The organism is Chitinophaga ginsengisoli, from assembly GCF_003014595.1.
Classification (GTDB): domain Bacteria; phylum Bacteroidota; class Bacteroidia; order Chitinophagales; family Chitinophagaceae; genus Chitinophaga; species Chitinophaga ginsengisoli.
In genome coordinates this window covers 41,841-58,080 of sequence record NZ_PYGK01000012.1, presented here as the reverse complement: position 1 = coordinate 58,080, position 16,240 = coordinate 41,841, and the positions used below count along the sequence as shown (strand labels likewise).

Here is a 16,240-nt window from a genome sequence, read left to right as displayed (position 1 = left end):
TACGAGTGTCTGTAAAGTACAAGACCTGGGATTACCTGGTGCTGAGATTAGATATCCATGGATCAAACCAGGATGTAACCAGCATATGACTTGCATCTTCCTCCGTTCTTCCTCCGTTAAAAACGGAGGAAGAACGGAGGAAGATGCAAGTCATATGCAAGTCATATGCTGATCATATCCTATTCAAACCTTCTAGTAGAGATTCGGTGGAGATTCAAAGCACACTCAAAGTAAAAATATACGAGAATTTCATAACGTATAACTGCGCTTTTTTTTTGTTAAGGACAAAATTCAGCAAGAAAAATGCCTTTGAGAAACTACTTTCCCAAAGGCATTAAGAAATGAATTTTTATAATTGCTAGACCTCAACTCAAATTCAACCGAAGTGAATTGGATTTATCGGTTATCTCAAAACTGCACTATTTAATCCTATCCATCTCCTCAATGAGGTTAAGGAAGTATTTCAGTGCATTTTCCTCTCCTTTCGGCACATCGATGGTTATATCGCCGGAGATATATCCGTCTTTCAATCCGGAGGAAGTGAGATATACATTTCCGGAACCGGCCAGCAGTTTGCTGATCTTTTCGTTTGTCTTTTCCAGCTCGCGTGCTGGCATTTTGGCGCTGAGGCTCTTCGGACTAAAGAACAGGGCGATGTTGTTCTTTGTCAGCAGTTCTTTGTGCTGTTTGTCAAGGCTACCTTTGAAAGAGCCGTCATGGATCTGGGTGAGGTCCTGTAGCGAGGTACCGAGGAATACGATACCGTCTTTGATGAGCACATGCAGGCTGAACGGATTCTTCTTCGACTGTTCAATGGAATAAATACCGTTATTGAGCGTGATGCGCTGTTTTTTGATACCATAGTTCAACAGTCTTTCAAACAGGTGGGTATCGTCAGAAGAGAGCATAAACAGAAAATCGGGCAGTGTTTCTGTTTTGGTCATGACAGTGTCCTTGTATTCAAATGTCTCCTCGTTGTAGTTATAAGACTGGTAGGTCACCTGTTTCTCGCTGAGGTTCGTCAGCAGGAACAAGGCATCACCTTTGATCACCTGGGCGATCGCTTTTTCATCCAGCATAACAGACACTAAATCGGCGGCCATCGCCATTTCCTCTGAGTAGCTGTTACTACCGTAAGACTGCAGAAGCAGTTTTGGCATTTCGTTCATGTAAGCCTCCGTATTGAAGGAGTAGCTCATAAATCCGATCAGGCTGTCGCTCTTGATATATTTCAGGAAGTTCTTGTTGATCTTATGATCACATATCTTTTCATAGCTGGCTGATTTTTCTGCATCCAGACCCATTTCGCCGGTGAGGCGGATATTTTCTTTCCCCATGTACAGCCTCGCGTTGACGTCTCCGTAGCCGCGCATGATGTTGCCGTATCTCAACAGCTTATAGGGGAGGAAGGACGCATAAAGGTCCTGCAGGCCGGCCATCCAGAAGGTAGCAACAGCGTTGTTGTCGGCGCTGCGTTGATAACCGCGGTTGCTCAGAATGGAGGGTGCTGAACTACGTTTTTCGAATATCTGTTGTGCAGAAGAGGTGAGCCAGATGGTAGCTACGCTATCTATCATTCTCTTCCTTTCCAGATAGGGCTGCGCATCCTCAACAGGTGTCTCGTCAGCAGCAGTAGCAGCGTCATCTACAGGTGGGTCTGATGCAACAGGAGGTGCTTCCACTACCACGCTATCCGGGTAAACGCCTGTATCCTGAACGCCTTCCTGGGGAATATTTTCTATAGCAACCGAATCTATTGCGGGTTCAGTAACAGCGTCCGTGTGTTCGTCGTTGTATTGGTAATAGTCGTCGCTGGACATTACCGGTATACTATACCTGGCCGCGTTAGCAGAATCAGTGAAGAAGTAAGTAGCTACGGAGCCATAGGTCAGATACAGGAACTGCTCATTCCAGGCGATCACTGTTTTCTCATTCGGCCGTGGCAGTATATTCACACCATTCACTTTTTGGATACTGTCTGCATGTTTGGCAAACAGCGCGTCCACCTTCCTGCTGTCGGAAAGTGGTATCAGCAGACTGTGAATTTTGAGGCTATCTGTTGTCAGGTAATAGTAGTACGCATTGGACGACAGGTTCATGCCCAGGTCCTCTATGCTTTTGTAATCTTTTTCGGTGGTTTTGGACAATTGCGACAGCAGCTTCTTTCCCAGCGTGCTGTTATTGAATTCGGCGGCGGGGTACAGCTTGAACAGCTGATCGCTTTTTACAGAAAGTACACTGAATGCTTTTTCAGGGATCTTATAGGCAAGATCCTGTGCTGTGGCGGTATAGCTGGCACAGGTTACCAGGGTTACCAATTGTAATAATCGTTTCATGTGCTATCGTGATAATTGTATTTGATTAGATATGTCGGCTTTGCCACTCACCAGGTCTGACACCGGAAGGCGTTGCATAATGGCCAGCTGATTTTTAGACATCTTTGCCCCCTGGTTACTAAAGCTGCTAATGGTGCTTTCGAAGCGTAAGATGCTGATATAAGAAGCAGCACGGAAAACTTCCTTGTCCCTTTCTTTCAGCTTGTTATACTGTTCCTTTACGTCCGGAGAGAAGGTATAGTCCTTTGAAAAGCGGGCTTCTTCCCTGTTGTACCGGTAGGTAAGGGGTATGCTGGTCTTGACGTTCGCTTCGGCTAATAGTTCCTTGGCAAGATTGTTCACGTCTGCTACATTTCTGAAAGAAAAGTTGATGCTGGCAATGAAATTCGTGAAGTCGACCGTCTGGCTTACATTGGAGATACCTTTCATTGTTCTGATCTTTGCTGCTGCCTGTTCGATCTGGTCCTCTATTTCATTGCGACTGGGTACCTTATAGCCGTTAATGCTGTCCATCAGCATAATTGCCCCGATCTTTGTTTTGCTCTGACTGAAATTGAGGGTCAACTTCATGCTACCGCTACCGTCTTTTTTCACTGTTACATCTTCAATGATCTCGAAACATGATGACAACAAAACGGAGATAATAAACAAGGGGATAATAAAACGCACGTTCTTAAACATATGGCAAAGTTAGTTAATGCCGGGAGAATTAGTATACTGGTATTTGGGTATTTTTTGCTTTTCTTGTAGGTTATTGAGTATATTTATTATTCAACCTACCCCTCAACTATGAAAGAAGTAACCCATTATCCCAGCATTCGTTTAAGACTATTAAAGCTATCTGCATATGCAGTATTACTTTTCATTGCACCATCGCTGTATGCGCAGAAGAAACCACTACCTCCGCCTCACATCTATGTAGAGGGCTGCATAAAGAAAACCCGTCTTTCATTCGCATCAAGAATAAAGCATTATCCTTTTAACCTGTCTTCCCAGATCCAGCTTATATCCTTTAATGGGTTAGTGAAGATTACTGACAATGGTGAATTTAGTTTCTCCCCGGGAGAGGAGCAGATCATTGATGGTGGCCTGTTTTCGGGCGATCCTGATACAATTCAGACTGTTCCTGTGGGAATGAGGGAGATCAGGACAATGACGCTTGCCCAGATTGATACATTAACTGATATTTTATATAATTATGGCCATGGGGGAAATATCTGGATCGAGAGCGTATCCGGATGTTATATACCCCGGAATGCGATATTATTTCGCGACAACAATGGCAAAGTAATAGCATTCATTGAAATATGTTTTAGGTGCGGAAATACAAGGCAAAGCAGCGAAGATATTTCTTTAGGAGAGCCGTGCGATCGGAAGCTGGATATGCTGAAGGCGCTATTCAAACAAGCGGGAATTACATACGGCATTGATAAGTAGTCCTTACCGCTTCTTCATCTTCTCCTTCACCATCGTAGATTCCCTGATGATCAGCTTCGTCGGCAATTGCACCGTAGGCGCCTTCTTAATACTATAATCATTTTTAACCTTCGCTTTCAATTCCTGCAGCAGCATCTCAGCAGCAGTACGGCCAATATCAGCTGTGGGTTGTGCTACTGTTGTAAGACCGGGATACACCAGCTGCGCCGAGAAATCATTACTGAAGCCGACAATGGCAATGTCTTCCGGTATTCTCAATCCCTTCGCTTTTACCACTTCCATAGCCGCGATAGCAGTAGGATCATTGATGGCGAACAAGGCGTCCGGTGGGGTAGCCAGATCGAGGAAGTGTTTCATATAGATCTTCACCTTTTCTGTTGTGAGGTCATATGACAGCACGAGATCAGGATTATAAGGAATGTTATGTTTCTTCAATGCATCAAGATATCCCTGCCTGCGCAAGCGTGTATTCACGAGAGATTCCGGGCCGGCGAGATGGGCAATACGCTTACGTCCTATAGCAATAAGGTGTTCCACTGCCTGGAAGGCTGCTTCATAATCATTGACCACTACATTCGGTACATTCATGTCATCCGGTACACGGTTGAAAAACACCAGTGGTACACCTCTCCGCTGTGCCAGCGTAAAGTGATCGAAATTGCGTGTCTCCTTGGTATGCGATACAATAATACCATCCACACGATAAGACAGCAAGAGCTTCATATTAGATACTTCTGATTCATACGATTCATTCTGCTGACAGATCACCACATTATAACCTGCCGCCTGCATCACATCCTGCACACCTACAATAACAGACGGGAAGTACGTAGACATGAACTCCGGTACCATGATACCAATGGTATTGGTCGTGTGTTTGCTGAAGCCTAATGCCAGTGAGTTACGCTGGTATTCCATGGAAGCCGCCAGTTCAAGCACCGCTTTACGGGTAGGTTCTTTTACGTTGGGATGACCTGTGAGTGCACGGGAAACTGTGGATTTGGAGATGTTCAGCTGGCGTGCAATATCGATAATGGTCGTGTACTTCGACTTCATACGTGGACGATTTTAGTGAACCAGGATATAAAAGTACACTTTTGGGAACTATCCCAAAAAAATGGGACCGTTCCCACAGAAAAAACTGACGAAAATATTTTGATCCATCAAATTGTTTGTGAAAATTTGAACCAATTAATTCCATGTTACGTAGAAAATGCCGGTAAATACGGCATTCTGGTACTTATTCATTTTATGCCGGCTTCACAACCTAGAACCACAGTTATGAAAAAACATGTTATTCACTTCCTGGGAATTTTCCCAATTTTACTGCTCCCAATGATGGCCTTTTCGCAGCAATTGACTGTGAAAGGGAGGGTAACGGGCGCTGAAAACGGAGAGGCGTTGCCAGGAGTTACCGTCAGGGTAAAGGGGACAACTACAGGAACGGTTTCCGGTCCGGATGGCGCCTATTCGCTGTCACTTAAACAATCAGATCTTTCATTGATCTTCACTTTCACAGGTTTCGTCACACAGGAAGTGCCAGTGGCAGGTAAAAGCCAGCTGGATGTAGTACTGCAGACCAGTAAAAAAGACCTCGATGAAGTAGTGGTGGTAGGTTATGGTACACAACAGAAGGCAAATGTAGCAGGCGCCATTGCGTCCGTCAAAACCGCTGATCTGAAGCAAACGCCTATTTCCAATGTGGTACAGGGATTACAGGGCCGTGTATCCGGCGTGCAGATCACACAGAACTCTGCTGCCCCGGGAGGTAGTATCAGTATGCGTATCAGGGGTGTGAACTCTATTAACGGTACTTCAGAGCCGCTCTATGTAGTGGATGGTGTACAGCTGTCTAACTCGGGTGGTGTGGGCGATATCAGCTCTCTGTCCATCATCAATCCGAATGATATTGAATCTGTCGCTGTGCTGAAAGATGCATCCGCTACAGCTATTTATGGCGCAAGAGCCGCAAATGGTGTGGTGCTGATCACCACTAAACGCGGTAAGGCAGGAAAAACGGTGGTGAGCTATGATGGCTATTACGGCGTACAGAAAACCACCCGGAAAATGGAGATGATGAACGCGGCTGAATTTGCCGCATTGGAAAATGAAGTGTTCAAAACAAATATCTATGATAATCCTGCTGCACTGGGAGAAGGCGTGAACTGGCAGGACCTTATTTTCCGCAATGCGCCTATGCAAAATCACCAGGTAACGGTAGCGGGAGGTTCCGAGAAAACACAGTTTACCTTGTCTGGCAACTATTTCAAACAGGATGGTGTGGTGATCAATTCTGATTTTACCCGTTATTCTTTCCGCCTCAACTTTGATCACAGGGTCAATGATTTGCTGAGGGTAGGGGCGAGTATCCTGACCAGTTATGTGGTGAATAACGCGATTCCTACAGGTTCCACCAGTATTGATGCCGGAGCGGTTACACAGAGCATCCTGGGTGCTGCTATGGGTGCGCCGCCTACTTTAAAGCCATACAGGGAAGACGGTAAAATATGGCCTTTCGGTGATCAGGAGAATGGCCGTTACCGCGAGGTGACGAACCCCATCGGATTGTCCATGATCCTCAACAGGGATAAGATCAACAGGACACTGGGAAATATCTATGCAGAGATCAGTCCTCTGAAAGGATTGACCTATCGCGCTAATTTCAACCCTGTGCTGTCAGGATCGCTGAACGATTATTATTCTCCCCGTGCTATCATGAACAGCGGCGATCTGGCTGCCGGTGGCGGTACTGCGGGAAAGACAAATGCAAACACCATTGTTTTATTGCATGAAAGCATCATTACATACGAAACGCGCATTGCGAAAGAACATTCATTGAAAGTGACAGGCCTGTTCGCTACACAAGCCAACAGCAGCAATTCGAATACGATCAGTGCCAGTAAATTTCCCAATGATGCTACCCTTAATGAAGCGGTGCAACTGGCTACTGAAAGGACTGTCAGCAGCGGCCGTTCAAGGGATAGGCTGGACTCCTATATGGGACGTATCAACTACGGTATCCGGGATAAATACCTGCTTGACCTGATTGCCCGTGTGGACGGCTCTACGAAGTTCGGTAAGAATAATAAATATGGTTTCTTCCCCGCGGCTGCTATAGCATGGCGTGCGTCAGAAGAAGCCTTTATGAAAAACAGCAACACCATCAGTAACCTGAAGTTCCGGTTCAGTTATGGTTTGACAGGTAATGCGGGCGCTATCGATGCGTATAAGTCGCTCTCTTTACAGGGTACTACGGGTATGTATTATTTTAATCACTCAGCAATGACAGGTATCAGGCCTACTGGTATCGCGAATGAGGACCTGAAATGGGAACGTTCACTTCAGGCTGATTTCGGCTTTGATCTGGGACTATGGAAAGATCGCGTAAACGTTACGGCAGATATCTATCATAAGAAAACTGACGATCTGCTGTTTGTGAAGACACTGCCTGGTTCCTCCGGATACACCGAAGTGACCGGCAACTTTGCAAGCCTGGAAAACAGGGGGATAGAGCTGTCGGCCGATGCAATCATCCTGGATAAAGCTGTAAGATGGTCTGTGGCAGGAAACATCTCCCTGAACCGGAATAAACTGACGGGACTTGACGGGGGCCTCACAGAGTATGCGGTGAGCAATTACCAGGTGATGAGAGTGGGGGAGCCCCTGGGATTGTTCAAAACCTATGTGTTCGATGGCATCTATCAGACAGGTGAAACCGTGCTGGAAGGATCCGGTAGCCGCACGGGTGGCGTGAAGGTAAGAGATCTCAACAAGGATAAGGTGATCAGTGCCAGCGACCAGGAAATTGTCGGTAATGCCAATCCTTCTTTCATCTATGGATTCTCCACGAATCTGAGCTTCAAACGTTTTGATCTCAGTGCTTTCTTTTCCGGTACGCAAGGGAATAAGGTTTATAATCTGATCCGTTATTCTTTTGAGAACCCCCTTGGCAGCAGGAACATGTATAAGGAATTGGTGAATCGCTGGTCGCCTACCAACCCCAGTAACGAGTATGTAAACGGTTTCCAGGGAGGACGTATCCCGCTGACGGATCGTTTCATGGAAGATGGCTCCTTCCTGCGTTGCAAGAATATCACGTTGGGATACCGTTTACCAAAGATCAAAAATATCAGTTCTGCAAGGGTATATGTCAGCGCGAACAACCTGTTCACCATCACTGACTATACAGGTTTTGATCCGGAAGTAAATACGTTTGGCAACTCCAATAAACAGATAGGAGTGGACAATCTCGTGTATCCTACTGCCCGTTCATTCCTGCTGGGATTGCAGGTAGGTTTCTGATATCTCATTTTAAACTGTTTCCAACATGCAAAAGATATTTTTCAGATATAGTATTGTTTCTCTGTTCACCTTATGTTGCTTTTCCTGTAGCAAGCTGGAAGAGACGCCTTATTCATCCATTTATACAGAGAATTTTTACCAGACTGCGGAAGATGCAGAGGCAGCACTGGCGGCGGTATATAATGAGCTGGCGGATCTGTATTCAGGTCCTTCGGCACTGCTGGTGCCCGATTTCAGTGCAGACCAGGTGTATCCGCGTCCGGTGGTGGGAAGGGATACGTACACACTTTTTAGTTTTGATCCACAGTATAGTGCGGTAGTGAGCTATAGCCGTGCCAATGAATCACCCATTGATATATGGAATAACTGTTACACGGGTATTGAAAACGCCAACTGGGTATTGCTGAAGGTACCCAATACCAAAATGAGTAATGAAGCGCGTAAGAAAGCCATCCTGGGAGAGGCGTACTTTTTGCGGGCATTCTTCCACTGGTTCCTGACGAAGAACTTTGGTGATGTGGTGATACGTATTAAAGCCAGTCAGTCGATAGATGATGCTTATGTTGGCAAAAGCGCTAAAGCAGATGTATATAAACAGATCTTCGAAGATCTTGATTCCGCAGAAGCGAACCTGCCTGACTATAGCGGATCACTTATAAAAGGCCGTCCCTGTAAGGAAGCTGCAGCTGCCTTATATGCCAAGGCCGCGCTTTATAATGAGAACTGGGCAGTATCATTGCGTGAAGCGCAGAAGGTGTTGAATAGTGCTAATGGGATTGGACTGATGGATAATGTCATGGATGTATACGATGCTGCCCGTGAAGACGCTGCGAGGAGAGAGAACCTGTGGGCATTCGAGGCGGAGTCTGTCACCAATGGACGTAGTTCGCAGATCATGAGTTTATATGGCCCTCCGGGAAGTGCTGCTCCGGCATATGGCGCTACTTCCTATGGATCAGCGTTTGCCTATCAGGCCTTCTTTGATTCATTCGATCCGAAAGATAAACGGAGACAGCTGATGGATACCAATTATGTCAACAAGCAAGGAGTAACGGTACGCCAGTCGGCTATTACACCGATTACCACACATGGAGTGCTGGTGAAAAAATATGCGGACCGTAATTCTGTAGGCGGGTTGCATAGCACGAATATTCCTATTTTAAGAGTGGCAGATGTATATCTCATTGCTGCGGAAGCGGAAGCAAGGGTGAATGGTGCTACTTCCAACGCCTACCTGTACATCAACAGGGTCAGGACCCGTGCAGGGCTTGACGGACTGACTGAAGGACTTGGCAAGGATGCTTTCATTGCAGCAGTATTACAGGAGCGTAGCTGGGAGCTGTTTGCAGAAGGCGACCGCTGGTATGACCTGACAAGGACTAATACCTTTATGCAGGTCATTCCAGGGGCTGTAAATGATGTATTCCGTGTGAGAAATCCGCAGGCAAAGCATCAGTATTTCCCTATTCCGCAAACGGAAGTGAATGCAAACAATTTGCTGGAACAGAATTCCGCATGGAAATAAAAATGGAGCAGGCATGAGATGGATAGTACTATTGTATAGCGTGATCATATTCTTTTGCGGACAGCGTGTATCTGCGCAACAACGCTTGCAGAATGGCAAGTTGTTGCTGGAGTGGTCGCATACAAAAGATGGATACCGGCTTAATGGGTTGAGTATAGATGGCAGAAAATTAGGCAATCTGTCGGGCGAGTACCTGTTGTTGTATAGCGCAGGTAAGCCCGACAGTACGCCGGACCTGCGTTATGCAGATACTCATCCCGGTGGCTTTTCGCTAAAGGAATACAATTACCTGGTGCGTAACTGGGAAAGTAATCTGAGGCCTGTGAGCATGAATACCGCTGGTACACCTATTCAATTTTATCCGGATAAAGTAGAAAAGAAAGCAGATGGTCTGGTGTTTTCAGCAACAGCCAAAGACTGGGATATGAACGCGAAGTGGCAACTGGATGAACAATTCCATCATGATATAAAAGTGACTATTACACTAACAGTAAAACGTCCGGGTTATTATGCCATTGCCACACCTACACTTTCAACGGTGAAAGATAATAAGCCTGATTTTGCTATGGTACCCGGTTACTTTCAGAGCAATACCATACAACATGATCTTGTACTGAGTTATGCTTATGGGCAGGGCATCCCTGATCAACCGGTCATTTTCCGGGAACGTACCGCCAGTACTTTAAGTCCGCTGGTAACGAAAGACGGTATTACAATGGCTGTGATACCTGAACCGGGCACAGGACGTGATCCCTGGGAGAAAGACGGGAATACGCACAACGTCTGGAAACTGGGACTGTCGGTGATGAACAGGGCGGGCAATTATACACCGGTGGCTTATCATCCGGTATTGGGACAAACAGATTCATACATGCAGGCGGGAGAGCAACGCACTTTCTCCTTCCGGTATACGGCGCAGCCGGCAGACTGGTACACGGTGTACAATCACGCAGTAAATGATGTATACCGTTTCCCGGATCAGCTGAAACTGAAAACAACGAAGCAGTCTGTTTCTGACAGGATCTTCGCCATGCTGCATTACCTGGATAATGACAGTACTTCTATGTGGCATACGTTCAAATATAAGGGACTGGAAATAGGCGCACAGGCATACCTGGGCGGTGTAGTAGGCTCCGGAAAAGATGCTATGAAAAATTCTGATTATGGTGCGATGTGGATGCTGGCTAATATCACAGGGGATAGTGTGTTGCTGAACAAGCGTTTGCCGGCAGCGTTGAATTTTAAACTGGCGCAGCAACAGGCAGAACCAGGCTTTTTCCAGGGCGCTGCTGTAGGGCAGTACTATCTGTGGAAAAAGCAACGTTTTACAGAGGAATGGGGCACGTATGTAGAGCCTATCGCATTGACCTATTATACCATGCTCGACATGGGGAATATACTGCTGTTTGAGCCTGAAAATAAGCTTTTACAGCAACGCTTACGACTGGGCGCGGATAAGCTACTGCAATGGCAGCATGAGGATGGTCATTGGGATGTGGCTTATGACGACGCTACAACGAAGGCTGTCTTTAAAGATATTCCCGATCTGCGTCCAACCTTCTATGGGCTCCTGGTGGCATATCGCATACTAAAAGATGAAAAGTACCTGGCAGCGGCCCGCAAGGGGGCAGACTGGCTGGTACATGAAGGTGTTGACAAGGGAGCTTTCCTTGGCGTATGCGGAGATGCCCGTTTTGTGGCTGATTTTGCCACGGGACAGACCGTACAGGCTTTGTTGGACCTGTATGACATCTGTGGTGAAGAAAGCTATAAAAACGCCGCTATTGCTGCTGCGCGGATATACACCGCATCTGTGTATACACACCCTATTCCTTCAAGGGCGAAAAAGATGGTAAGGGGACAGGAATGGGAAGACTGGCAGATCAGCCAGGCAGGGCTGAGTTTTGAACATGGTGGTAGCCTGGGTTCCGCTAATACGCATGGGCCTATTATGCTGGCCAGTCATGCAGGTATGTTTGTACGCCTGTTTGCGCTCACGCATGACTCCCTGTTTATCAATATGGCGCGTGCTGCTATCTGGGGACGTGATGCTTTTATAGACAAAACGACGAGTGTGGCTTCTTATTACTGGACGACCATGAACGCCGGCGCAGGTCCCTACCCGCATCATGCATGGTGGCAGGTGGGATTGCTGACGGATTACCTGGTATCGGAAACAAACCTCCGCAGTAAAGGAGGGATCAGCTTTCCTCATGGTTTTATTACGCCCAAGGTAGGTCCGCATACCTGTTACGGATTTGCACCTGGAAAGATATTCGGTAAGGCAGTCCGCCTGTATATGCCGGACGGTATGCTGAGAGTAAAGAATCCGCAGGTAGACTATATCAGTGCATTAGGTACAACAAATGACAAAATATATATCATGTTGCTGAATGATGATGATGATGCGCAGCAGACGGCGGTACAGTTTGACGCCGCTAAGGTGAAGAGCGTACAACATGTTACTGCCAGCATCCTGGATGAAACGGGTAATACGGAAACAACAGCGCTTACTGGCTCACAATGGCAGGTGCAGATCCCGCCATTTGGCTTAAAAATACTTGAGATCAGTTTATTATGAAGTCGACCATAGATACTACCGTCATATTCGTTTTCTCAGCTTTTGTGCTGTTTATCGGATTGTTGTTTGCCCGCACAGGAAGGAACATGAAGTCCTTTTTTGCAGGAGGGGAAGCAGTGCCCTGGTTCATCGGGGGGCTGTCCCTCTTTATGAGTTTCTTTTCTGCAGGCACGTTTGTGGCCTGGGGAAGTATTGCTTATAAATACGGGTTTGTATCTGTTACCATCCAGTGGACGATGTGCCTGGGAGGGCTGATTACGGCTTTCTTACTCGCGCCGCGATGGAAAAAGACAGGCGCGCTGACAGCAGCAGAATTTATCCGCCAGCGACTGGGCGCACCGGTACAGAAATTTTATGTCTATACTTTCCTGATCGTATCACTGGTCAATAAAGGTGCTGTGTTATACCCGGTCGCAAAGCTGGTGAGTGTATCGCTGGGCTTTCCTTTAACTGCCTGTACCATCTTGCTGGGACTGATGATGATCGCTTATACTGCTATCGGCGGCTTATGGGCGGTCATGGTAACGGATATCCTGCAGTTCGTGATACTGACAGCCGCTGTATTGATCGTGCTGCCCTTATCACTGGATGCTGCGGGAGGTTGGGAACGGTTTACGCACAATGTACCGGCAGATTTCTTCTCTGTTATCAACGGGGAATATACGATTGGGTTTATCGCCGCTTTTGCCTTGTATCATATTAGTTATATCGGCGGAAACTGGACGTTTGTACAGCGGTATACCAGTGTGGAATCGCCCAGGGCAGCAAAGAAGGTAGCATTTTTATTCGCTGCGCTTTACCTGGTGAGTCCTGTGATATGGATGTTGCCGCCCATGATCTATAAGAGTATTAATCCTGCGCTGAGTGGTCTGAATACAGAGAATGCGTACCTGGAAGTATGCCGGCTGGTATTGCCTCCGGGCTTGATGGGACTGATGCTGACGGGGATGTATTTTTCTACTTCTGCTACCGCGAATACAACATTGAATGTTACCTCTGCAGTGATCACCAATGACATTTATAAGGGCGTGATCAATCCGCAGGCTTCTGACAAGCAGCTGATCAGGATGGCGCGTATGTCAGGGTTGTTGCTGGGTTTGGGCATGATCGTCATTGCACTGCTGGTACCTGCGGCGGGTGGGATGATAGAAGTGGTGCTGAGTATTGCCGCCATTACCGGCGGTCCCACGTTACTGCCACCGCTCTGGGCTTTGATCTCCAAAAAACTGACGGGTAAGGCTGCGTATATCATATCCGTCGTTTGCCTGGTAGTGAACCTTTTGTTCAAGTTTGTAGTGCCTTTTGTGACTACGGGGAAGTTAAGCCGTTCGCAGGAAATGCTGCTGGGTGTTGTGCTGCCTTTTATCATGCTGGTAGTATATGAATTTATACTGTGTGCTGGTAAGGCACCTGCGGATGATTATTTGCAGTACCAGGGCTTCCGCCGTCAGCAGAAGGAGCAAGCTGCACAACAGTCGGTGGAGGAAGTGACGGCTATCCGTAAACAGAATTTATTTGGATTGCGGGTGATCGCTTTTGCGCTGGCATTTACAGCCCTGCTGCTGTACATCCTGTGTGTACTGGCGGCCAGCGGAAAAATGCTGGTGGGAAGCATCGCAACGGTCGTGTTGCTTGCAGCTGTGATCCCAATAATAGCTATAAGAAAACTCAATAACCGGGAAAAACATATCCTCAAAAGGACGCACGCGATAGAAAGCAATGATGTGGCGTCATCCCGCTAAACCGGGAATCAAAAAAGAAATGTATGATGAAAGAACAAGCCAGCGAAGGCAGGCAATTAAGAACAGATCGGTATGATGCAGATCTGATAGTCACGGGTGGCGGACTGGCCGGCGTATGCTGTGCTATTACGGCTGCCCGGGAAGGTATTCGTGTAGTGCTGGTACAGGACAGGCCCGTGCTGGGAGGCAACTCTTCGAGCGAAGTTAGACTATGGGTGCTGGGTGCTACTTCACATATGGGCAACAACAATCGCTGGGCAAGGGAAGGAGGTGTGGCAGATGAGATCATGACAGAGAATATGTGGCGGAACCCGGATGGCAATCCGCTGATCTATGATACCATTCTGCTGGAGAAGGTGACCAGTGAACCGAATATCAGGTTATTGCTGAATACAGCCGTATTTGAAGTGGCAAAAAAGAATGCTGCTATCATCGATCATGTGAGAGCATTCTGTAGTCAGAATAGCACCCTATACGAACTGAAAGCCCCTCTTTTCTGTGATGCTTCCGGCGATGGAATTATTGGTTTTCTGGCAGGAGCCGCCTTTCGGATGGGGGCGGAAAGAGAAAAGGAATTCGGTGAGAAATTCGCGCCGAGTGCCGAATATGGAGAGCTGCTGGGGCATTCCTTATACTTTTATACAAAAGATACGGGACGTCCTACGGTCTTTGTTCCTCCTGCCTATGCACTGAAAGATATTACAGCCATCCCTAAGTATAAACGTATCAATAGTCAGGACCATGGTTGTCAGCTGTGGTGGATAGAATATGGCGGACGGTTGGACACCATACATGAAACGGAGACCATTAAATGGGAGCTCTGGAAAGTAGTGTATGGTATCTGGAATTATATTAAGAACTCGGGGCATTTTCCGGAAGCGGAAACCATGACCCTGGAATGGGTGGGGCAGATACCAGGCAAGCGGGAGAGCCGCCGTTTTGAAGGGGATTATATGTTGCGGCAGCAGGACATCATTGAACAGCGTACGCATTACGATGCAGTGGCGTATGGAGGATGGTCTATCGACCTGCATCCTGCGGATGGTGTGTTCAGCGAAAAACCTTCCTGTAATCAGTGGCATAGTAAAGGCATTTACCAGATACCTTACCGTTGTTTTTATAGTCATAATATCAGTAATCTGTTCCTGGCAGGGCGCATTATCAGTGCTTCGCATGTAGCATTTGGGTCCAGCAGGGTAATGGGTACAGGCGCCTGTGGAGCGCAGGCGGTGGGAATGGCGGCAGTGTTGTGCCGGCAATATGATATACAACCCAGGCAGCTGTTAAACGAGGAATGGCTACATGAATTGCAATCAAGACTGATCAGGACGGGGCAGCATATTCCGGAAGTTATTTCTCACGATCAGCATGACCTGGTAAGGGATGCGCTTATAACAGCCAGCAGTGAGTATGTATTACGTCAGCTTCATCCTGATGGGGACAGTATTCATTTGCATGCTGCGATGGGGCAGATGTTACCTTTAAAAGCAGGGAATATCCCTTCTATGACGGTGTATGCAGATGCAAGAGAAGACACTGTCTTACAGGTATCCCTTCGCACCAGTAGCAGGCCAGTGCATCATACACCGGATCTTATTCTGCAGGAACTGGTGATCCCTTTGAAGAAAGGAGCGCAGGCAGTGACATTATCCTTTGATGCGGTGTTGCCAGATGACAATTATATCTTTCTCTGTTTTATGAAGAATGAAGCTGTTAGTCTGGGGAGCAGCAGTGAACGGATCAGTGGCCTTCTTTCGGTATTCAATAAAACAAACCCTGCGGTGTCCAACTATGGAGCGCAGACACCTACTGAAGATATTGGTGTGGAAGCATTTGAATTCTGGTGCCCGGAACGGCGCCCTGCGGGTAAGAACCTCGCCATGGATGTTCCTGCAGGTATTGCTTTGTTTGGAGCAGAGAATGTGCGGAATGGTATCAATCGTCCTACATATCAGCCTAATATCTGGCTGGCCGATAAGAACGATACGGATCCTAAGCTGACCCTTAGCTGGCCGGAAAAGAAAACCATCCGGACAATAGAACTGGTGTTTGATACCGACTTTGATCATCCGATGGAGAACGTCATTTATCATCATCCTGAAAGAGCGATGCCTTTCTGTGTGGACACTTTTGTGATCTGTAATGACAGGAATGAACCGGTGGTGAAGGTGACAGACAATCATCAGTCTTTACAACGCATCGTATTAAAAGAGCCACTGGAAACAGATAAGCTGACCGTGCATGTAAAAGGCACACACGGCGGAACACCGGCGGGTATGTTTGCAGTAAGATGTTATTAACGAATCATGTTAACGGA

At 47.1% G+C, this 16,240-nt stretch carries 9 protein-coding genes; 6 read left to right on the top strand and 3 right to left on the bottom strand.

All coding sequences use genetic code 11. The annotated features are described in order from the left end of the window. Positions 1 to 419: 419 nt before the first annotated feature. Both CLV42_RS23940 and CLV42_RS23935 read right to left on the bottom strand, forming a co-directional pair. Complete coding sequence (locus CLV42_RS23940; RefSeq protein WP_106604458.1) at positions 420 to 2,336, bottom strand: hypothetical protein; 1,917 nt, start codon at positions 2,334 to 2,336, stop codon at positions 420 to 422. 3 nt (positions 2,337 to 2,339) lie between these two features. Next, positions 2,340 to 3,017, bottom strand: a complete 678-nt coding sequence (locus tag CLV42_RS23935) for a hypothetical protein (RefSeq protein WP_106604457.1) — start codon at positions 3,015 to 3,017, stop codon at positions 2,340 to 2,342. Positions 3,018 to 3,125: 108 nt separating this feature from the next. Here CLV42_RS23935 and CLV42_RS23930 point away from each other — a divergent pair, with 108 nt between their 5' ends. Next, a complete protein-coding gene (locus tag CLV42_RS23930) occupies positions 3,126 to 3,773 on the top strand; it encodes a hypothetical protein (RefSeq protein ID WP_106604456.1) in 648 nt (215 codons plus the stop codon). A gap of 3 nt (positions 3,774 to 3,776) precedes the next feature. On the opposite strand, the gene CLV42_RS23925 is transcribed toward CLV42_RS23930, so the two are convergent. Beyond that, positions 3,777 to 4,829, bottom strand: coding sequence for a LacI family DNA-binding transcriptional regulator (locus CLV42_RS23925; protein ID WP_106604455.1), 1,053 nt, complete (start codon positions 4,827 to 4,829; stop codon positions 3,777 to 3,779). 225 nt (positions 4,830 to 5,054) lie between these two features. On the opposite strand from CLV42_RS23925, the gene CLV42_RS23920 reads away from it, so the two are divergent. Genes CLV42_RS23920 through CLV42_RS23900 form a run of 5 tightly spaced genes read left to right on the top strand, consistent with a single transcriptional unit; the run spans position 5,055 to position 16,223 of the window. Beyond that, the gene (locus CLV42_RS23920; protein ID WP_106604600.1) at positions 5,055 to 8,075 is read left to right on the top strand and encodes a SusC/RagA family TonB-linked outer membrane protein; all 3,021 of its coding nucleotides are present in this window, start codon (positions 5,055 to 5,057) and stop codon (positions 8,073 to 8,075) included. 25 nt (positions 8,076 to 8,100) lie between these two features. After that, positions 8,101 to 9,600, top strand: a complete 1,500-nt coding sequence (locus tag CLV42_RS23915) for a RagB/SusD family nutrient uptake outer membrane protein (RefSeq protein ID WP_106604454.1) — start codon at positions 8,101 to 8,103, stop codon at positions 9,598 to 9,600. Positions 9,601 to 9,613: 13 nt separating this feature from the next. After that, the gene (locus CLV42_RS23910) at positions 9,614 to 12,181 is read left to right on the top strand and encodes a glycerophosphoryl diester phosphodiesterase (RefSeq protein WP_106604453.1); all 2,568 of its coding nucleotides are present in this window, start codon (positions 9,614 to 9,616) and stop codon (positions 12,179 to 12,181) included. After that, positions 12,178 to 13,923 carry a sodium:solute symporter family protein gene (locus CLV42_RS23905; RefSeq protein WP_106604452.1) on the top strand — a complete coding sequence of 582 codons (1,746 nt, stop codon included), beginning with the start codon at positions 12,178 to 12,180 and terminating at the stop codon, positions 13,921 to 13,923. Before CLV42_RS23910 ends, CLV42_RS23905 begins: the two co-directional genes overlap by 4 nt. A gap of 23 nt (positions 13,924 to 13,946) precedes the next feature. Then, complete coding sequence (locus tag CLV42_RS23900; RefSeq protein ID WP_106604451.1) at positions 13,947 to 16,223, top strand: FAD-dependent oxidoreductase; 2,277 nt, start codon at positions 13,947 to 13,949, stop codon at positions 16,221 to 16,223. The last annotated feature ends 17 nt before the right edge of the window (positions 16,224 to 16,240 follow it).

Bases quoted from the DNA above. Each gene is read 5' to 3' on its own strand.
- CLV42_RS23935 (WP_106604457.1), bottom strand. From the start codon at position 3,017: ATGTTTAAGAACGTGCGTTTTATTATCCCCTTGTTTATTATCTCCGTT.
- CLV42_RS23905 (WP_106604452.1), top strand. From the start codon at position 12,178: ATGAAGTCGACCATAGATACTACCGTCATATTCGTTTTCTCAGCTTTT.
- CLV42_RS23900 (WP_106604451.1), top strand. From the start codon at position 13,947: ATGATGAAAGAACAAGCCAGCGAAGGCAGGCAATTAAGAACAGATCGG.
- CLV42_RS23920 (WP_106604600.1), top strand. From the start codon at position 5,055: ATGAAAAAACATGTTATTCACTTCCTGGGAATTTTCCCAATTTTACTG.
- CLV42_RS23940 (WP_106604458.1), bottom strand. From the start codon at position 2,336: ATGAAACGATTATTACAATTGGTAACCCTGGTAACCTGTGCCAGCTAT.
- CLV42_RS23910 (WP_106604453.1), top strand. From the start codon at position 9,614: ATGAGATGGATAGTACTATTGTATAGCGTGATCATATTCTTTTGCGGA.
- CLV42_RS23925 (WP_106604455.1), bottom strand. From the start codon at position 4,829: ATGAAGTCGAAGTACACGACCATTATCGATATTGCACGCCAGCTGAAC.
- CLV42_RS23915 (WP_106604454.1), top strand. From the start codon at position 8,101: ATGCAAAAGATATTTTTCAGATATAGTATTGTTTCTCTGTTCACCTTA.
- CLV42_RS23930 (WP_106604456.1), top strand. From the start codon at position 3,126: ATGAAAGAAGTAACCCATTATCCCAGCATTCGTTTAAGACTATTAAAG.